The sequence below is a fragment of the Streptomyces angustmyceticus genome, assembly GCF_019933235.1.
Lineage (GTDB): Bacteria > Actinomycetota > Actinomycetes > Streptomycetales > Streptomycetaceae > Streptomyces > Streptomyces angustmyceticus.
Genome location: NZ_CP082945.1, coordinates 4909762 through 4928804 on the forward strand (window position 1 = coordinate 4909762; position 19043 = coordinate 4928804).

Here is a 19043-nt window from a genome sequence, read left to right on the forward strand (position 1 = left end):
CCGGACGCGCTCATCGATCGGCACGAACTCCTACAACAGGGTGTTGCCCGTTCCCGCACGGAACGCAACGCACCCTTCCTCTAACGGACCCGGGCAATAGGCTGGCCGCACGGGCGCAGGAGAGCGTGCCCCCGACCGCGGAGACCACCGTGCAGTTTTACGATTCGATGATTGAGCTAGTCGGCAACACCCCGCTCGTGCGGCTCAACAACGTGACCAAGGGAATCCAGGCCACCGTCCTGGCGAAGGTCGAGTACTTCAACCCCGGCGGGTCGGTCAAGGACCGGATCGCCGTGCGGATGATCGAGGCCGCCGAGCAGTCGGGTGAGCTGCAGCCGGGCGGGACCATCGTCGAGCCGACATCCGGCAACACCGGTGTGGGCCTGGCGATCGTCGCCCAGCAAAAGGGTTACAAGTGCATCTTCGTCTGCCCGGACAAGGTGTCCACGGACAAGATCAACGTGCTGCGTGCCTACGGTGCCGAGGTGGTGGTCTGCCCGACCGCCGTCGACCCCGAGCACCCGGACTCGTACTACAACGTCTCGGACCGGCTGGTGCGCGAGACGCCCGGTGCCTGGAAGCCGGACCAGTACAGCAACCCGAACAACCCGCGCTCCCACTACGAGAGCACCGGTCCCGAGCTGTGGGAGCAGACCGGGGGCCGGATCACCCACTTCGTGGCGGGCGTCGGCACCGGCGGCACGATCAGCGGCACCGGCCGCTATCTGAAGGACGCCAGTGACGGCAAGGTCAAGGTGATCGGCGCCGACCCGGAGGGCTCCGTCTACAGCGGCGGCTCCGGGCGCCCGTACCTGATCGAGGGCGTCGGCGAGGACTTCTGGCCGACGGCCTACGACCGCACCGTCGCGGACGAGATCGTGGCGGTCTCGGACAAGGACGCCTTCCAGATGACCCGGCGGCTCGCCAAGGAGGAGGGCCTGCTGGTCGGCGGCTCCTGCGGGATGGCCGTGGTGGGCGCGCTGGAGGTCGCGGCGAAGCTCGGCCCCGACGACGTGGTGGTCGTGCTGCTGCCGGACAGCGGCCGCGGCTACCTCTCCAAGATCTTCAACGACGAGTGGATGGCCGACTACGGCTTCCTGGAGGAGGGCGGCGCCGCCGCCCGGGTCGGCGAGGTGCTGGAGCACAAGGAGGGCGCGCTGCCCTCGCTGGTCCACATGCACCCGGAGGAGACCGTCGGCGAGGCGATCGAGGTGCTGCGCGAGTACGGCGTCTCGCAGATGCCGATCGTCAAGCCGGGCGCCGGGCACCCCGACGTGATGGCCGCGGAGGTCGTCGGCTCGGTCGTCGAGCGCGAGCTGCTCGACGCGCTGTTCACCCAGCGCGCCTCGCTGACCGACCCGCTGGAGAAGCACATGTGCCCGCCGCTGCCGCAGGTCGGCTCCGGCGAGCCGGTCGCCGACCTGATGGCGGTCCTGGAGAGCGCGGACGCGGCGATCGTCCTCGTCGAGGGCAAGCCGAAGGGCGTGGTCAGCCGGCAGGACCTGCTGGCCTACCTGGCGCGCGAGGCCGGCAAGTAGCGGCGGCTCCGGCGGCCGGGGCGCGGGGCGGCGACTGCCCCGCGCCCCGGCCGCCGGCCGTTTCGCGCACCCGGCGCGGCGTCAAGTGGCCGCCGGGAAACGGTCCGTCGGCGCACGGTGTACGGAGGCGTCATCTGCGCGCAGCACGGGCTTAACACGCGTCGGGCACAGTGAGGACACGGCGACAAGGACCTCCGGAGCGGCTCCCGGACCTCCGGTCGCCACCGGATGCGACGACCGGCTTCACCCCGGTACGCGTCCCTTGCGGGGACCGCCGTCGTCCCGCCCCCGGCAGCGCCGGGGTGCGGCGGTCCCCGCAACATCCGGCTCCCGCCGCGGACTTCAGCCCGCCGGGCCCCGCGGGTGCGGTGCCGCGCCGTCGCGGCTCGTGCCCGGGCGCGGCAGCCGGCGCGCGCCGCCGCTCTGTACGGCGTTGACGCCGACGATCCCGGCCCAGCACAGCAGCAGCCCCACGTCCCCGGCGTACGCCGCGGCGATCGCGGACAGCGGCACCGCCAGCACCAGCGAGAACGCGGCGAACCCGAAGCGTTCCCACATGCCCCGGGCGTCGCCGCCGGGGCGCGGCGGCCGGGCGCCGCGGGCCACCTGCACCTGCTGCTCGGCGAGTTGCCGGCGCACCCGCTGCTCGACGCCGCGGTCCAGCTTCTCCAGGAAGGACTCCAGGAGTTCCGCCTCGTACTCCGGCCCCAGCTCCTTGCGCGTCTGGAGGGTCGCGTCGAGTTCCTTGCGCAGCTCGGGGTCGTGTGTCGCCATGCCGCCGAGAATACGGACGCCGGGCGCCGGGCGCGGTAGGGCTAACCCCCGGATCCGACGGTGTGCGGGTCCTCCCGGGGCGCCGCCGGCCATGCGGTGCGCGCGGTGTCGCGGCGGGCGGTGAGCCAGTACAGGACGGCCGGCACGGCGAGCCCCACCAGCCAGGAGACGTCGGCGCCGCCGAGCGGTTCGACCAAGGGGCCGGTGTAGAAGTGCGTGGCCAGGAACGGGAGCTGGGCGAGCACCCCGGCGGCGTAGACCGCCAGCGCCGGGACGTTCCAGGCGCCGTAGCGTCCCGTGGGGTCGCTGAGCGCCGGGATGTCGTAGCGCTCCTTGGAGATCAGGTAGTAGTCGACGAGATTGACGGCCGACCAGGGCGTGAAGAAGGTCAGCAGGAAGAGCAGGAAGTCCTTGAAGGACGTCAGGAACGAGTCCTTGCCCAGGAGGGCGACCGCCGTGCCGGCCACCATGATCCCGGCGATGTACGCGGAGCGGCCGCGCGGGGAGAGGGTGCGCTGCCCGCGGAAGCCGCTGACGCTGGTGACCAGCGACATGAACCCGCCATAGGTGTTGAGGATGTTGATGGTGAGTTTGCCCAGGGCGATGACGAAGTAGAGGCACGAGGCGATCAGGCCGGTGCCGCCCAGGCCGACGAGGTAGCCGACCTCGTGCCCGACGAACGCCCCGGGCGCCGCGGCGGCGGCCAGCGCGCCGAACGTCATCGACCACTGCGAGCCGAGCACCGAGCCGGACAGCGTCCACCAGAACGTGGCGCGCGCCGAGGTGTGCCGCGGCAGGTAGCGCGAGTAGTCGGCGACGTACGGGCCGAACGCCAGCTGCCAGGAGGCCGACAGCGAGACGGCCAGCAGGAAGACCGGCAGCCCGAAACGGTGGTCGGCCAGGAGCGTGCCGAGGTCGGTGCGCTGCAGCAGCCGGATGCCGAGGTAGACGAAGGCCAGCGCGCAGATCAGGCCGGTGACCCTGCCGAGGGTGTGGATCAGGCGGTAGCCCACCGCCGCGGCGACGGCGGTGACCGCGGCGAACAGCACGATGCCCGGTGTCTCGCCGAGGTGCGTCAGCTCGCCGACCGCCTGCCCGGCCAGGACGCTGCCGCTGGCGAAGAACCCGATGTACATCACGATGACCAGCGCCAGCGGGACCACCGCGCCGCGCACCCCGAACTGAGCCCGCGAGGTGATCATCTGCGGCAGGCCCAGCCGCGGCCCCTGGGCGGAGTGCAGCGCCATCACCGCGCCGCCCAGGAGGTTGCCGAGCAGCAGCCCGATCAGCGACCAGAAGGCGTTCGCCCCGAAGACGACGGCCAGCGCGCCGGTGATGACGGCGGTGATCTGGAGGTTGGCGCCCAGCCAGAGCGTGAACTGGCTGACCGCGCTGCCGTGCCGTTCGTCGTCGGGGACGACGTCGATGGAACGCCTTTCGACCACACCTGCCATGAGCCCGCCTCGCGTCGCCGCTGTATGGATTCATGCAGGATCGATGGCGATGAATGGAAGGTCAATAGGCGGTGGCCGATTCGTGGTGACGGGGCCGGTCAGACCGTGGCCGGCCCGCCGGCCGGGCGGAGTTCGTCCGCGTACGAGACCGAGACCCGCCGCATCAGACCGTCCTCGGTGATGTCGTACTGGCCCAGCCGCCACAACGGCGGCGAGTAGGCGTGCACCGACACCGCGTCGTCGCTCGCGCCGGTCAGCCGGTGGATGTGGTCCGGGCCGAAGCAGAAGGAGGCGCCCGCGCCGACCGTGGTGGCCAGGTGCGCGCCGCCGATGCGGGGGTTGGACTCGGTCAGCTCGCCCTGGACCACGCGGACCGCCCCGGAGGAGAGGTCGTGGTCGTGCCAGCCGGTGTCGTTCCGCCGGGTCCAGCACAGCAGCCAGACGTCCACGAACTCGTCGCGGTGCAGGGAGGCGTAGTGGCGCTCGGTGTCCGAGAAGGCGACCTGTTCGCGCCACAGGTCCGGGCGGGTGGCGAGCGCCTCCACCAGGGCCTGCAGCTCGCGCTTGTCGAGGTTGCGTGCGGGCAGTGCGGAGAACGGCTCCTCGCCGTCGGGGACCTCGCGGGCGGTGGCGGCCAGGGAGGTGCGGTACGTCATGGGCGGGCTCCTTTCGTCGGGCCCAGCAGGCGGGCCGGGTTGGCGGTGCGCAGGGCGTGGAGGGCGGCCCGTGCCCCGAGGTCGGGGAGGACGGGCTCGGCGTAGGGGCGGTCGCTGCCGCTGACGACGACGTCGATGCCGGCGGCCCGGACGAGCGCGTCGACCGCGCGGGTGCCGTACGACGACGTCTCGTAGAACGCCCGGCAGTCCACCCGGGCGCGCTCCCGGCCGCCGCCGCGGGCCACCAGCCGCTCGCCGTGCAGCGGCGCCAGGCCCGCCAGGGCCGCGAAGCAGACCCGCAGCTCCGGGTGGCGCGGCCGGCCGAAGGCGCGGAAGGCGAACCAGGAGGCGTGCAGCTGCTGGACGTACGGGACCAGGGCCGGCCACCAGGCGGGCGCGTTCCCCTCGGCGGGCGGGGCCGGGCCGGGGTGGACGAACAGCGGCGCGTCCTGCTCGGCGGCGGCGTCCAGCAGCGGCGCGCAGCGGGCCCATCCGGCGGCGTCGAGCAGGGCGGTGGCGGGCAGTTGCAGGCCCACGCAGCCGCGGGCCAGCTCGCGCCGCAGCGCGTCGGCGTCCGGTTCCGGCGCGGACAGGCAGGCGGCGGCCCAGACGCCGAAGGGCGCGGGGAGGTCCAGCGCGCCGTCGTGGAACGCGGCGAGCAGCGGCGCGGCCTCCGCGGGCGGCAGGTGTTCGATGCCGAGCGGGCTGGAGAGCGAGATGAGGGCCAGGTCGAGGCCGTCGGCGCGGGCGAGCCGGGCGCGGGCCGCGATGTCGTGGTCGGCGGGGTCGACGGCGTACGGGGGTTCGCCCGGCAGGTGCAGCGTCCAGCCGTCCAGCCGCGGCGGCGCGCCGCGGGCCCGCAGCAGCGCGAGGAACTCGGGCGGCCAGAGGTGCTGGTGGACGTCGGTGGGCACGGGCCTCCCTCGGGGCGCGGGGCGGTCGTCGGGGTGGCGCGGGTGGGGTCTCCCGTGCCTTGAACCGTTTCACTTAACCGCTTAACTGATACGTTTAAGTGAAACGGTTAACCGAGGGTGCTGTCAAGGTCCTGCCGCGTCCCCGGGCGGGGCCGCCGGGGCCCCGCGCCGCCGGGGAGCCCGGATCGTGCCCGGCTGGCGGGCCCTCCTTGGGTAGGCTTCCGGGCATGGCCAGGCCCAACAAGCGCACCACCCTCCGCGAGGTGGCCGAGGCCACCGGCCTCTCCACCGCGGCCGTCTCCTACGCGCTGCGCGGCAAGCACGTCTCGAAGGAAACCGAGGAGCGGGTGCGCAAGGCCGCCGCCGAACTCGGCTACGAGGCCGACCCCATCGCCCGCGCCCTCGCCAGCGGCCGTACCAGCACGGTCGGGGTGCTCGCCGGCGATCTGCAGGACCTGTGGCAGCAGCAGCTGATGGCGGCGATAGGGCGGGAGCTGCTGGCCGGCAACCGCTACGCGCTGATCCTCGACGCGGGCGGCGACCCCGGACGCGAGCTGTCCCTCGCCAAGCAACTGCGCGACCAGCGGGTGGACGGCCTGCTGGTGTCGCCCGTCGACCCGTCCGCCGAGGGCTGGTCGAAGATCGCCGACGCCGTGCCGGTGGTGTCCATCGGCGACGCCCTGAGCCGGGCCCGTACGGCGGGCGAGGTGCTCTTCGACAACCGGGCCGGCATCGACGCCGTCCTCGACTACCTCCGCGGCCTGGGCCACCGCCGGGTCACCGTGCTGACCCCCACCGGCCCCTCCACCCCCGACCGCCCCGCCGACGTCTATGTGCGCGAGGCCGCCGACCGGCTCGGCATCGAGGCCGTGGTCCTGCCCTGCCCGCAGGAGCTGGGCGAGGCGACGGCGATGGCCCGCCGGGTCCTGACCAACAGCCCCGACGGCCGCCGGCCCGCCGGTCCCGCCCCGGCCACCGCCGTCTTCTGCTTCTCCGACTCCATCGCGTACGGCGTCTACGCGGCCGCCGCCGAGGCCTCCCTCACCGTCGGCCGCGACCTCTCCGTCGTCGGCTTCGACGACCACCCCGTCTCCCGGGTCCTCACCCCGCCGCTCACCACCGTCGACTGGGGCCTGACCGACATCGCCAAGGAGGCCGCCCGCCTGGCCGTCGCCGCCATCGAGGGCCGCCGCGTCCGCCGCAAACGCATCCTGTGCGCCCCCCGCCTCTCGGAACGCGGCTCGGCGGCGGCACCGCGGGGGTAGGGGCGTCCTCGCGCCGAACCCCCGTCCGGGCTCCGGTCCCGGCTGCGGGGCACCGGGCCGGGGAGCAGACTGGTGCCGGATGCTCCGGTAGCGTCGGGCGCGCGTGCCGGTGGTCGGCCGACGGGCGGAGGTGCGGGTCCTCGATGAAACGGTCCTCGACGAGCGGAACCACGGCGGACGGCGGGGCGGTGCCCGCCGACGGCGGCGCGGGGGGCGCGCCGCGGGAGCCGGTGGACCTGCTGGAGGCGTACCGCACCGAACTGACCGGCTACTGCTACCGGATGCTGGGCTCCGCGTTCGAGGCCGAGGACGCCGTGCAGGAGACGATGGTCCGGGCGTGGCGGAGCTACGACCGGTTCGAGGGGCGGTCCTCCCTGCGGTCCTGGCTGTACCGGATCGCCACCCATGTGTGCCTGGACCTGCTCAAGGGCAGTCAGCGCCGGGCCCGGCCGATGGACCTCGCCTCCCCGTCGAGCGTGGACACCCCGATCGGCACGGGGCTGCCCGAGACGACCTGGATCGGGCCCGTACCCGACCAGCGGGTGCTGGCGTCGGCGGGGGACCCGGCGGAGACCGCCGTCGCCCGGGAGACGGTGCGGCTGGCGTTCGTCTCCGCGCTGCAGCGGCTGGCGCCCCGGCAGCGGGCGGTGCTGATCCTGCGGGAGGTGCTCAGCTGGTCGGCGCGGGAGGTCGCGGAGCTGCTGGACAGCTCGGTGGCCTCGGTCAACAGCGCGCTGCAACGGGCCCGCGCGACCCTCGCCGCCTCCGGTGACACCGCCGCCGACACCGCGCCGCAGCCGCTGGACGACGCCCAGCAGGCGCTGCTGCGGCGCTATGTCGACGCCTTCGAACGGTTCGACATGGACGCGCTGACGGCCCTGCTGCACGAGGACTGCACGCTGTCCATGCCGCCGTACGCGCTGTGGCTGCGCGGCCGCGAGGACCTCGTGAAGTGGCTGCTGGGGCCGGGCTGCGGCTGCGAAGGGTCGCGTCTGGTGCCGGTCGCGGCCAACGGCCGGGCGGCGTTCGGGCAGTACCGCGCGGACGGCACGCCCTGGGCGATCCAGGTCATCGAGACGGCGGACGGCCGGATCGGTGCGCTGCAGTGCTTCCTGGACACCGAGCGGCTGTTCCCGCTGTTCGGACTGCCGGCGCGGTACGGCGGCCCGCCGCCCGCGTGAGGCGCGCGGCGGCGCCGGGCCTCAGCCGGCCACGTGCTTCTTGAGCCAGGCGTCGGCCACCCGGTCCGGGTCCTGCTTCTCCTTGTCGACCAGGCGGTTGAGCTCGGTGAGGTGGGCGGTGGTGAGGGTGTTGCCCAGGCGGGCCAGCGCCTTGCGGACCTTGGAGTCGGCCTTGCGGGCGGCGATCAGCGGGACGATGTGCTGCGCCGGGATCAGGTGCTCGGGATCCGCCAGCAGGACCCAGCCGTTCTCCGCGGTGTCGACGTCGGTGGTGAAGACGTTGCCGACGTCGATGTCGCCCTTCTTCAGCGCGCCCTTGACCAGCGGCCCGGAGGAGTCCAGCGCCTTGAACTCCTTGAATTCCACGCCGTAGGCGTCCTTGAGACCGACCAGCCCGACGACCCGCTTCTTCATCTCGGCGGCCGCGCCGAACACCAGCTTGCCGTTGACCTTGCGCAGGTCGGCCAGCGTCTTCAGGCCGTAGCGGTCGGCGGTCGCGCGGGTCACCGCGAAGCTGTCACGGTCCTCGGCGGCCGCGTACGGCAGGACTTCGAGACCGTCGGGGAGCACGGCGGCCAGCGCGTTCTGCATCGCGCCCGCCTCGGTCTCGGTGGCCTTCTTGTCGAGGTAGAGCAGCAGGCTGCCCTGGTACTCGGGGAGCAGGTCGATGTCGCCGGAGCGCAGCGCGGGGACCACGATCTCGCGGGAGCCGAGGTTGGGCTTGACGGTGGCCTTGACCCCGGCGGCGGTCAGCACGCCCGCGTAGAGGTAGCCGAGGATCTGGTTCTCGGTGAAGTTGGCGGTGCCGATGACCAGCCCGCCGGAGCTGCTCCCGCTGTCGCCGCCGGCGCCGTCCCCCTTGAGGGAGGTGATGCCGGAGGAGCAGGCGGCCAGCAGCGGGGCCGAGGCGCCGGCGAGGAGGGTGGTCAGGGCGGTACGGCGGTTCATGGGCGGGCTCCTCGGTGCGTACGTAGGGGCGGGGCGGCGGGCGCTCAGCGGGCGGTGGCCGGGCGGCCGCGGAACAGCAGCCGCGTCAGGCCGCCCAGGGCCAGGTCGGCGACCACGGCGAGCACGGCGACCAGGGCCGCACCGCCGAGCACCTGCACCAGGTCGCGCTGCGCCAGCCCGTCGAAGACATAGCGGCCCAGCCCGCCGAAGCTGACGTAGGCGGCGATGGTGGCGGTGGCGACGACCTGCACGGTCGCCAGCCGCACACCGGTCATGATCAGCGGGAGGGCGAGCGGGAGTTCCACCTGCCACAGGACCTGGTGGCCGCGCAGCCCCACGCCCTTTGCGGCGTCCTTGACCTCGGGGTCGACGGCGGCCATCCCCGCGTACGTATTGGTGATGATCACCGGCACGGCGAGCGCGACCAGCGAGACGTACACCGGCCACACGCTCAGCCCGCCCGCGAGGAACACCAGGGTGACCAGGCCGACGGTGGGCAGCGCCCGGCCGAAGGAGGAGAGGTTGACGGCGAGGAAGGCGCCGCGGCCGGTGTGCCCGATGAGCAGGCCGACGGGCAGCGCGATCACGGCCGCGGCGAGGGTGGCGAGCAGCGAGTACTCCAGGTGCTCCAGGACGCGGGCGGCGATGCCCTCGGGGCCCGACCACTGGGCCGGACTGGTCAGCCAGGTGAGGAGGTTCTTCAGCAGTTCGAGCATCGGTGCGTCACGCCGCCTTCCGCCGCATGAAGGTGCGCTGCCGGGAGGTGCCGCGCCGCCAGGGCGTGCACAGCCACTGGACGGTCACCAGCAGCGCGTCGGCGACCAGGGCGAGCAGCAGGGTCAGGGCCACCCCGGCGACGACCGGGGTGGGGAAGTTGCGCTGGAAGCCGTCGGTGAAGAGCTGGCCGAGACCGCCGTAGCCGATGTAACTCGCCACGCTGACCAGGGAGATGGACATGACGGTGGCGACCCGTACGCCCGCCATGATCACGGGGAGGGCGAGCGGCAGCTCGACGGTGAGCAGGGTGCGCAGCGGCCGGGTCCCCATGGCCCGGGACGCCTCACGGACCTTGGCGGGCACCGCGTCCAGGCCCTCGACGGTGTTCCGCACCAGCACCACCAGGGTGTACGCGGTCAGGCCGACGATCGCGGTGGTGCGGGTGAGGCCGGTGACCGGCAGGAGGAGGACGAAGAAGGCGAGGGAGGGGATGGTGTAGAGGATGTTGGACGCGCCGAGGATGACGCCGCGCAGCGGCCGTACCCGGTGTGCGAGGACCGCCAGGGGCAGGGCGATCAGCAGGCCGAGGACGACGGCGGGGACGGCGGTGGCGAGGTGGTCCGCGGTCAGGCGGGCCATCTCGTCGGCGTGGTCGGGGAACCAGCCCCATTCGAGGGTCATGCGGGGCGCTCCGTGGCGGCGGAGGGGGAGGCCGCGCCGGGGGCGGTGTCCTCGGGGGCGGTCTCGGACGCGGTTTTCGCGACGGGTGCCGTGGGGGCGGCGTTCGCGGTGGCCGCGGCCCGGCCCGCCTCTGCCCGGCCCGCCTCCGCGTGGCTGCGGCCCGCCCGGTCGTGGATGGCGTCGCGGGAGGTGAGGCCGGTCAGGACGCCGTCCTCGGTGACCCGGGCGACCGCGGCGGCGGGGGAGGAGACCGCCTCGTTGAGCGCGGAGAGCAGCGAATCGCTGTCGCGCAGCGGCCGTACGTCCTCCAGCGGGGCCTCGCCGGCCGTCCCGCCGGCCGGCAGCGCGTCGGTGTCCAGCCACCCCAGCGGCTCCCCGCGCGGGGAGGTCACCAGGCGCCAGCGGCCACCGTTGCGGGGTATCCCGCCGACCGGCTCGTCCGCGCGTATCGCCCGGCCGGGGGCGTACGGGACGTCCGCGAGGGTGGTGAGCGAGAGCAGCTTCAGGCCGCGTTCGGCGCCCAGGAAGCCGGCGACGAAGTCGTCGGCGGGGCGGGCCAGCAGCTCGGCGGGCTCGGCGCACTGGACGAGCCGGCCGCCGGTGCGGAAGACCGCGATCCGGTCGCCCAGCCGGACGGCCTCGTCGATGTCGTGGGTCACGAAGACGACGGTCTTGCGCAGCTCCTCCTGGAGCCGCAGCAGCTCGTTCTGCAGCTGGGTGCGGACGACCGGGTCGACGGCGCCGAACGGCTCGTCCATCAGCAGCACGGGCGGGTCGGCGGCGAGCGCGCGGGCGACGCCGACGCGCTGCTGCTGGCCGCCGGAGAGCTGGTGCGGATAGCGCTTGCCGGCGTCGGCGGGCAGTCCGACCAGCTCCAGCAGTTCGGCGGCGCGGGCGCGGGCCTTGCGCTTGCCCCAGCCCAGCAGCAGGGGGACCGTCGCGATGTTGTCCAGGATCGTACGGTGAGGGAAGAGACCGGACTGCTGGATGACGTAACCGATGCCGCGACGCAGCTCGGCGGCGTCCGCCTCCAGGATGTCGCGGCCGCCGACGCTGATCCTGCCGGAGGTCGGCTCGACCATGCGGTTGACCATCCGCAGGGTGGTGGTCTTGCCGCAGCCCGACGAGCCGACGAGGACGGTGACACCGCCCTCGGGGAGGTCCAGGGACAGCTCGTCCACGGCGGTGGTGCCATTCGGGTATCGCTTGCTGACTGCGTCGAACTTGATCATCCGCTGCCCCTTGCCCGGCCTGCATAGTGTCATGCAGAGTCATAGGCGCGTGAATAGAAGTCAATAGGCGGAAGTGAATCGCCTGTTACCTCGCCTGTTGGTTCGACTCACCGTACGGAACGAGGTGTCGGACTTCGATCCACAAAGCGCGTTATAAGAGGGAGTTGAGCCCCTTGGTTTCCCACATGCTGGACAGCGGCCCCCGCACGGGCCGGCGCGTCACGCTCGACGGCACCGGTCTGCACAGCGCCGACATCGCCGCCCTCGCCCAGCGCACCGCGCATCCCACGGCGCCCGACCCCAAGGCCCTCGCCCGCGCCGAGGAGTCCTGGGAGACCGCGCGCCGCCTGGCCGCCACCGGCCGGGTCTACGGACGCAGCACCGGCGTCGGCGCCAACCGCACGGAGGACGTCGGCGCCGCGGACGCCGACCACGGACTGCGGCTGCTGCGCAGCCACGCCGGCGCGATCGGCGACCCGCTGCCCGCCCGCGAGGTCCGCGCCATGCTCGCGGTGCGCGCCAACCAGCTGCTGGCGGGCGGCGCCGGCCTGAACCCCGCCGTCATCACCTCCCTGCTCGCCGCCCTGGACGCCGGCGCGCACCCCGTCGTCAACGAACACGGCGCCGTCGGCACCGGCGACCTGGCCGCGCTCGCCCAGACCGGACTCGCGCTGGCCGGCGAACACCCCTGGCACTGCGCGTCCGGCGGCCGGGCCCCCGCCCCCATCACCCTCGACAACAACGACGCCCTCGCCCTGATCAGCAGCAACGCCCTCACCCTCGGGCAGGCCGCGCTCGCCCTCGACGAACTGCGCCGCCTGCTGGCCGCGGCCCTCCCCGTCGCCGCCCTCTCCCTGCTCGCGGTCGGCGGCTCGTACGAGCCCTTCGCCGAGCCGGTCATGCTCGCCCGCCCGCACCCCGGCTCCGCGGCCGCCGCCACCCGGCTGCGCGCCCTGACCGGCGTGCCGCCCCGCCCGGCCCCGCCCCTCGGCCGCATCCAGGACCCGTACGGCTTCCGCTGCATCCCGCAGATACACGGCCCGGCGCTGGACGCCGCCGACACCCTGGACGGGGTGCTGACCGTCGAGGTGAACGCGGCCGCCGAGAACCCCCTGATCAGCATCGAGGACCAGGCCGCCTACCACCACGGCAACTTCTACGCCGCCCACGTCGCGCTCGCCCTGGACGCCTTCCGGCTCGCCGTGCTGCAGACCGCCCAGCTGTCCACCGCCCGGCTCGCCGCGCTCTCCGAGCCCGACTTCACCCGGCTGCGGCCCTTCCTGGGCGACCCGGCGCCCGCCAGCTCGGGCGTGATGATCCTCGAATACGCGGCCGGCGCGGCCCTCGGCGAGATGCGGGCGGTCTCCCAGCCGGCCACGCTCGGCCACACCGTGCTCTCCCGCGGCGTCGAGGAACAGGCCAGCTTCGCCTCCCTCGGCGCCCGCCAGACGCTGCGCGCCTGCACCTCCTACCGCCAGATCCTCGCCTGCGAACTGGTCGCCGCCGTACGGGCCCTGCGGATGCGCTCCCTGGAACCCGACCCGGACGCTCCGCTCGCCGCCGTCTACGCCGTCGCCGCCGACGCCCTCGACCCGCGGATGGAGGACCGCCCGCTGACCGACGACGTGGCGGTGGCGGCGGGGCTGCTGGACGGGGTGGCGGGGTGGTGAGGTGAGGCCCGGAGTGGGAGAGGGGGACGGCCGGATCGCGTCGCGTAGCGCGGGCCGGACCGGGCCAGGAATTCCGTACAGTCGGTCGACACAGGACAAGGCCCCCGACCGGGCCGGGAAGAAGAGGCGATGAGCGGGGACGGGGACAACGGCGCCGGTGCCGCCGGCACGGCCGGCGACGAGCCGAGGAACACCGGCGGCGCGGCCGGCGAGGGCACGAACGCCGCGGGCGGGCCCGGGAACGGCGGGTCCGGGAACGGTGCGCGCGGCAAGGGCGCGGGGAGCGACGGCGCGCGGGGCGACGACGTGCGCGGCGGCGGGGCGAGCGGCGAGGCGGCGGCGGGTGATGCCGCCGGCGGCGCGGACACCGGTACCGCCGCCCGCCTCCAGAAGCTCTTCGAGGGCCACCGGCTGACCCCGACCCAGCGCCGGATCGCCCACTGCATGGTGCGCCGGGCCGCCGACGCGCCCTTCCTCTCCAGCGTCGAACTGGCCGAACTGGCCGGCGTCAGCCAGCCGTCCGTCACCCGCTTCGCCGTCGCCCTCGGCTTCGACGGCTACCCGGCGCTGCGCCGGCACCTGCGCGAGGTCGCCCCCACGGACAGGTCCGGCGACACCGGCTCCGCGAACGAGTACCAGCAGGCCGTCCAGGCCGAGATCGACAACCTCCGCCAGCTCGCCGCCGCCTTCGCCGACCCCTCGCCGGTCATCGAGGCCGGCCGCCTCCTCGCCGCCTCCCGGCCGCTGCCCGTCCTCGGGCTGCGCGCCGCCACCGCCCAGGCCGCCGGCTTCAGCTACTTCGCCCGCAAGGTCCACCCCGACGTCCGTCTCCTGGACGAGGGCGGCACCATGCTCACCGACCGCATCGACGCCGCCGTACGGGCCGGCGCGGACGCACTGCTCTGCTTCGCCCTGCCTCGCCACCCCCGCGAGGTGGTCGACGCCCTCGACTACGCCCGTACGGCCGGCCTGACCGTCGTCACCGTCGCCGACAGCGCCTTCGCCCCCGTCGCCCACCACACCGACCTGCTCCTCCCGGCCCCCGTCGGCACCGGCCTGGCCTTCGACACGGCCTGCGCCCCCATGCTCCTGGGCCGCGTCCTGCTGGAGGCGATGTGCGACGCCCTCCCGGACGCCCAGGCCCGCCTGGAGGAATTCGACGCGGGGGCGGCGGCCCGGGGGCTGTTCGTGGAGTGAGGTGTGCCGCACGGGTGCGCCGCACGGATGTGCCGCACGGGTGCGCCTGGTGGGAACGGAGCGGTCTCGGGGCGAGGAGGTCTGTCGTGGGGCACGGGGCGTATGCGCTGGCGCGGGTGGCTGTGGTGGTGCGGGCGCCGGCGGGCTGGCTGTGGTGGCCGGGGCTGCTGGCCGCCGGGATCGGGGCACTGGTGCCCGGGCTGACCGGGCGGACGGTCGGGCTGGCGGCAGGGGCGGCGCTCTGCGCGGCCGCGGCCCTGGTGGTGTTCCTGGCCCGGCGCGGCCGGTACGCGGCGCTGGCGCGGGACGCGTCACGGGCCGGCAAGGCCGTCATCCTCCAGGACCGGGCGGTCACCGTCCGGGTCTGGCGGCGGGCGCACCGCTGGTGGCTGCTGGGCGCCTTCCTTGCGGCGGTCGGCACGTCGTGCGCGCTGCCGGCGGCCGGCGGGCTGTTGATGGCCGGGGCCGCGCTCGGCCTGTGGGGCAAGGCACTGTGGCTGGGCCGCTGGGAGCGGGAACACGAGACGCTGCTGTGGGTACGGACGGAAGCCGCCGGACGCGGCGGCGCGGCGGGCAAGGACGTCCGCGCCTACGCCCTGACCGGGACGGCCGCGGGCGATGCCCGGCCCGGCGGGGCCCGGCGCGGCGGAGCCCGGCGTGGCGAAGCGGCGGGAGCCGCCGGTCGGCGGACCGGGGGATTGCGGGCCGGTCGCTGAGGGGCACGGCCGGGGGGTACGGGCCGTACTTCGTTGAGGATTACGTGCCGGCCGTTGGGTGGCGGCGCGGGCGGGCCGGGAGAGGCTTAGTGGCGCCTGACCTGAGCCGGGCAGCTGAGCTGTGCCCGGGGCCGCAGCTGCGCCTGAGCCGGGGCCCGGCGGGCGCAACCGGTCCTCAGCTACCGCCGCCTGCTACCGCCCCCCGGCCGCCATCCCTCGGTTACCGCTGGCGGCCGGGCCGCCCGGCTACCGCTGCCCGAGCTCGTCCAGCGACCGTGTGTGCGCGCCGCCGCTCTCCGCGGTGAGTTCCTCCAGGGTCTGCGGGGTGCGGACGGTCGCGAAGCGGACGGTGCCGTCCGGGTCCGCCGCGTAGCCGTAGATCCCGGGACGGGGAAGGGAGTTGTAGGCGAAGTGGGTGGAGAAGTAGTAGGCGCCGGTGTCCAGCAGGGCGGCATGGTCGTCGGCCTCCAGGCGCGGAAGCGGACGGTTCTCCGCGACCAGGTCGCCCGCGAAACAGCACGGTCCCGCGACGTCCTGGGCGACCGGCGGGCCCGTCTTGGGGCGTCCCGGAGCGTCGTAGGCCGCGACCCGGATCGGCCAGGCGTCGGGGACGAAGACCGTACGGGTGGCGATCTGGGCGCCGGCGTGAGTGACGGCGATCGGCCGGCCGCCGGCCGACTTGGCGTACTCGACCCGGGCGAGGACCGTGCCGTGCTTGGCCAGCAGTGAGCGCCCGAACTCGGTGACGATCCCGTAGCGCCCCGACAGCAGACCGGGGACGGTCCGGTGCAGCAGCGCGGCGTACTCGCGGTAGGTCGGAGTGGTGGCGTCCGAGGAGAAGTTGACCGGCAGGCCGCCGCCGATGTCGAGGGTGTCGATCTGCTGGCGGCCGGCCTGCTCGTTGATCTCCTCGGCGAGGTCGAACAGCTCCCGTACGCCCGCCGCCATCAGCTCCAGGGGCATGCCCTGGGAGCCGACGTGGGCGTGCAGCCGGGTCAGCCAGGGGCGCGCGAGGACGGCCTGTACGACCCAGTCGCGGGCGCCCTCGTCACGCAGCCCGACGCCGAACTTCGAGGTGTCCGTGGCCGTGCTCATCGCCCCGATGCTGCCGCCGCCGATCTGGGGGTTGACCCGCAGGCCGATGGGCGCGCGGCTCGGCGCGGAGGCCATCAGCGCGTCGATACGTGCGAGTTCCTCGGCGTTGTCGGCGTTGACGGCGATACCGAGGGCCAGCGCCTCACGCAGTTCGGCGAGGGTCTTGGCCGGCGAATCCAGGACGGTCCGCCCGACCGGCACGCCGGCGGCACGGGCCAGGGCCAGCTCGCCGGGGCTCGCCACCTCGCACCCGAGCCCCTCCTGTGCGAGCAGCCGCAGGACGGGGACGAGCGAGGCGGCCTTCACCGCGAAGGCGTGCAGCACAGGGGTGCCCGGTGCGGTGAACTCCGCGAAGGCGGCGCGGAGTTCGGCCGCCGACCTTCGGATCCCGGCGATGTCGAGCAGCCCGGCAACGGGCTCCCCGGGGCCCACCAGCCCGCGCGCGACGGCTGCCTCTACGGCACGGTCTCGCTCCGTGAAGTTCATGGGTCAACTCCATCATTGGGTGGGGGCATCACGCCAACCGGGAGCCTGCCCGGAAGAGCCCGCGTCTGCCCGGACGCGCCTGTGTCTGCCCGGACGCGCCTGTGTCTGCTCGGAGGGGCCTGCGCCTGCCTGGACCGCCCGTGAGTGCCCGGTCCGCCGTGCACGCCCCAAACCGCCCGCGTGCCGGGGCAGTGCCGCGCCTGGCCGGGACGACGCCGCACGGGGCCGGGCAGCCACCGCGCCACCGGGTGGCGCTACACGGAGCCGGACAGCGTCGTGACTGCCCGGGCGGCGCCATGACTGCCGGTGCGGCGTCATGACTGCCGGGGTGTGACTGCTGGGGCACTCCGCGGCTGTCCGGGGACCGCCCGCCCCCTGTCCGGACGGTCCGGGCAAGGCCGGCTGCCGCTCAGGCCGTCCGGCCGCCGCTCCACCCCGCCTTGCGATGGCGTTCGGAGAGGCGGGAGCCGGATTCGCGGCGGGCCGCGCGGCGCAGCAGCGGTACGGCGAGCAGGAAGCCGAGGACCGCCCAGGCGGTGAGTATCAGCGCCACGGTCGGCAGCTCCCAGGAGCCGGCCGGTTCCGCGGCCCGCGCGGCGTCCGGCAGGAGGGCCGAGCGCAGTCCCTGGGCCATCCACTTCAGCGGGAAGACGGAAGCGATCTTCTGCACCAGCACGGGCAGCGAGCCGAGCGGGAACATCGCTCCCGAGGTGACCAGCAGCGCCATCGTCGGCAGCATGATCAACGCGAGCGCCTCCCGGGGGTTCGGCAGCACCGCGCCGATGGCCGCCCCCAGCGGTACGACGGCGAGCAGCCCCAGCGCGCTGACCCACAGCAGCGTCAGCCACCCGCCGGGCCCGTGCGGCAGCGGCCCGTCCACCAGCAGGGCGGCGGCCCCCAGCAGGAGGGCCAGGGTCCCGAACGCCATGACGACCACCAGCAGCGACTTGGCGATGAGATAGGCGGGTATGCCGCCGGGAGTCGCCCGCAGCCGCAGCAGAGCGCCCTCCTCGCGCTCGGTCACCAGGATCTGCGGGAGATTGACCAGCCCGATCTGGAACAGCAGGTAGGCGGCAAAGCCCGCGAGCGCCAGATGGGCCATCGGGACATGGGTGCCGGGCACCTTGTCGCTGATGTATCCGGCGAGCAGCAGCGCCACGACGACGTTGATCAGATGGCCGCTCATCTCCTTGGGGTTGCGGACCAGGTGGCGGAGCTCGATCCCGCCGCGGAGGAACCCGGCGCGCCAGTGCCGAAGCCGGGCCCGCGGCCGCGACCCGGCCTTCCCCCCGGCCACAGGCTCCGTGGCCCCCGCGCCCGCCGTCGCTGCCGGGTCGCTCCCGCGGAGCGTGCCGGCCCCGCGGGCGGCCTCCGCCCCCTGAGCCGCCTCTACGCCTTGAGTCACCTCTGCCCCTTGCTCCGTCCCCGCCGGCTGCGCCGTCCCGGCCCCCTGGACCGGTTCCGTCGCCCCTGCCCCCGCGCCCGCCGTCGGTTCCGTCACCGCTGTCACTCCGCTCCCCCTCATGCCTGCTGCTCCCTGCCCGAGACCGCCGTCCCGCCCCTGCTCATGCCCCAGCCTCGCCCGAGGTCCCGACCCCGCTCGACACCCCTGCCAGGGTCCCGTCCACGCCGTCCCCACCAGCGTCATCCGCCCCCGGCCCGTCCCCGTTGCCCCGGTGCACCATGTGCAGGTAGGTGTCCTCCAGCGTCGGGCGGCGGACCTCCAGGTCGGGTACCGGTCCGCCGGTGTCCCGGTGGAGGTCCCAGACCAGCTGGGAGGGGTCGGCGGTCCGTTCCCGGCGGGCGGTGCCATCGGGCGCCGTCCAGCGGACCTCTGCCTGTGCGGCGGCCCGGCGGGCCAGTTCCGCCGGGGTGCCGCCGGCCCGGATCCGGCCGTTGACCAGCACGGCTATCCGGTCGGCCAGCCGCTCGGCCTCCGCCAGGTCATGGGTGGTGAGCAGGATGGTGACGCCCTCGTCGCGGGCGAGCCGTTCGACCAGGTCGTGGAAGTCGCGCCGGGCCTCGGGGTCGAAGCCGGTGGTCGGCTCGTCCAGGAAGAGGAGTTCCGGGCGGCCGACGATCGCCAGTGCCACGTCGAGGCGGCGGCGCTGCCCGCCGGAGAGCCGGTCGACCTGCGCTCCGGCCTGCGCGGTGAGGCCGACCAGGGCCAGCAGCTCGGCGGGATCGCGGGGAGACGGGTAGTACAGGGCGAAGTGCCGCAGCAGCTCGGCCACCTGCCAGCGGCGGTGGTCGCGCCAGGACTGCAGGACCAGGCCGATCCGGGCGCGCCAGGCGTCGTCGCCGCGCGCCGGGTCCGCCCCCAGGACGGTGACCTCGCCGGCGGAGCGCTGCCGGAAGCCCTCCAGGATCTCGACGGTGGTGGTCTTCCCCGCGCCGTTGGGGCCGAGCAGCGCGAAGATCTCCCCGCGCCGGATGTCGAGATCGATGCCGTGCAGGACGTCGGTGCCGCCGTACGACATCCGCAGGTCGCGCACCCGGATGACGGGCGGGACGGATCC

The 19043-nt window shown here is 74.4% G+C and carries 17 protein-coding genes; 6 read left to right on the plus strand and 11 right to left on the minus strand.

The window, feature by feature from the left end; genetic code table 11:
* The first annotated feature begins 149 nt into the window (after positions 1-149).
* Positions 150-1538 (plus strand): cystathionine beta-synthase, encoded by a 1389-nt coding sequence (locus K7396_RS22125; protein WP_086718988.1) that lies wholly within the window; start codon positions 150-152, stop codon positions 1536-1538.
* A gap of 342 nt (positions 1539-1880) precedes the next feature.
* Here the strand turns inward: K7396_RS22125 and K7396_RS22130 are convergent, their stop codons facing one another.
* The 4 genes from K7396_RS22130 to K7396_RS22145 form a co-directional block, all read right to left on the minus strand.
* The gene (locus K7396_RS22130; RefSeq protein WP_086718985.1) at positions 1881-2312 is read right to left on the minus strand and encodes a hypothetical protein; all 432 of its coding nucleotides are present in this window, start codon (positions 2310-2312) and stop codon (positions 1881-1883) included.
* Positions 2313-2353: 41 nt separating this feature from the next.
* Complete coding sequence (locus K7396_RS22135; RefSeq protein ID WP_086718984.1) at positions 2354-3766, minus strand: purine-cytosine permease family protein; 1413 nt, start codon at positions 3764-3766, stop codon at positions 2354-2356.
* Positions 3767-3864: 98 nt separating this feature from the next.
* A complete protein-coding gene (locus K7396_RS22140; protein WP_086718983.1) occupies positions 3865-4422 on the minus strand; it encodes a cysteine dioxygenase in 558 nt (185 codons plus the stop codon).
* Positions 4419-5336: an amidohydrolase family protein gene (locus tag K7396_RS22145; protein WP_086718982.1), complete on the minus strand. Its 918-nt coding sequence runs from the start codon at positions 5334-5336 to the stop codon at positions 4419-4421. The genes K7396_RS22140 and K7396_RS22145 overlap by 4 nt, the downstream gene beginning before the upstream one ends.
* A 227-nt stretch (positions 5337-5563) precedes the next feature.
* Here K7396_RS22145 and K7396_RS22150 point away from each other — a divergent pair, with 227 nt between their 5' ends.
* Both K7396_RS22150 and K7396_RS22155 read left to right on the plus strand, forming a co-directional pair.
* Positions 5564-6601 (plus strand): LacI family DNA-binding transcriptional regulator, encoded by a 1038-nt coding sequence (locus K7396_RS22150; protein WP_152104880.1) that lies wholly within the window; start codon positions 5564-5566, stop codon positions 6599-6601.
* 143 nt (positions 6602-6744) lie between these two features.
* Positions 6745-7782 (plus strand): sigma-70 family RNA polymerase sigma factor, encoded by a 1038-nt coding sequence (locus K7396_RS22155; protein ID WP_152104879.1) that lies wholly within the window; start codon positions 6745-6747, stop codon positions 7780-7782.
* Between the two features lie 21 nt (positions 7783-7803).
* On the opposite strand, the gene K7396_RS22160 is transcribed toward K7396_RS22155, so the two are convergent.
* The 4 genes from K7396_RS22160 to K7396_RS22175 are packed head-to-tail and all read right to left on the minus strand — an operon-like array spanning position 7804 to position 11360.
* Entirely contained in the window at positions 7804-8730 is a 927-nt protein-coding gene (locus K7396_RS22160; RefSeq protein ID WP_086721042.1) for an ABC transporter substrate-binding protein, read from the minus strand.
* Positions 8731-8774: 44 nt separating this feature from the next.
* A complete protein-coding gene (locus tag K7396_RS22165) occupies positions 8775-9446 on the minus strand; it encodes an ABC transporter permease (RefSeq protein WP_086721041.1) in 672 nt (223 codons plus the stop codon).
* A gap of 7 nt (positions 9447-9453) precedes the next feature.
* Positions 9454-10128 (minus strand): ABC transporter permease, encoded by a 675-nt coding sequence (locus tag K7396_RS22170; protein WP_086721040.1) that lies wholly within the window; start codon positions 10126-10128, stop codon positions 9454-9456.
* Complete coding sequence (locus tag K7396_RS22175; protein ID WP_152104878.1) at positions 10125-11360, minus strand: ABC transporter ATP-binding protein; 1236 nt, start codon at positions 11358-11360, stop codon at positions 10125-10127. Before K7396_RS22175 ends, K7396_RS22170 begins: the two co-directional genes overlap by 4 nt.
* Positions 11361-11533: 173 nt before the next feature.
* Between K7396_RS22175 and K7396_RS22180 the strand changes: the two genes are divergently transcribed.
* From K7396_RS22180 to K7396_RS22190, 3 genes are all read left to right on the plus strand, one after another.
* Complete coding sequence (locus K7396_RS22180; RefSeq protein WP_373866953.1) at positions 11534-13030, plus strand: aromatic amino acid ammonia-lyase; 1497 nt, start codon at positions 11534-11536, stop codon at positions 13028-13030.
* Positions 13031-13159: 129 nt separating this feature from the next.
* Positions 13160-14227, plus strand: a complete 1068-nt coding sequence (locus K7396_RS22185; RefSeq protein ID WP_223660161.1) for a MurR/RpiR family transcriptional regulator — start codon at positions 13160-13162, stop codon at positions 14225-14227.
* 86 nt (positions 14228-14313) lie between these two features.
* On the plus strand, positions 14314-14943 hold the full coding sequence (locus K7396_RS22190) for a hypothetical protein (protein ID WP_086717799.1): 630 nt from the start codon (positions 14314-14316) through the stop codon (positions 14941-14943).
* Between the two features lie 246 nt (positions 14944-15189).
* On the opposite strand, the gene K7396_RS22195 is transcribed toward K7396_RS22190, so the two are convergent.
* The 3 genes from K7396_RS22195 to K7396_RS22205 all read right to left on the minus strand — a co-directional run bounded on the left by K7396_RS22195 (position 15190) and on the right by K7396_RS22205 (position 19004).
* A complete protein-coding gene (locus tag K7396_RS22195) occupies positions 15190-16524 on the minus strand; it encodes a type III PLP-dependent enzyme domain-containing protein (RefSeq protein WP_086717797.1) in 1335 nt (444 codons plus the stop codon).
* A 409-nt stretch (positions 16525-16933) separates the two neighbouring features.
* Positions 16934-17821, minus strand: a complete 888-nt coding sequence (locus tag K7396_RS22200) for an ABC transporter permease (RefSeq protein WP_152104877.1) — start codon at positions 17819-17821, stop codon at positions 16934-16936.
* A 268-nt stretch (positions 17822-18089) separates the two neighbouring features.
* Positions 18090-19004 (minus strand): ABC transporter ATP-binding protein, encoded by a 915-nt coding sequence (locus tag K7396_RS22205; RefSeq protein ID WP_152104911.1) that lies wholly within the window; start codon positions 19002-19004, stop codon positions 18090-18092.
* Positions 19005-19043: the final 39 nt, after the last annotated feature.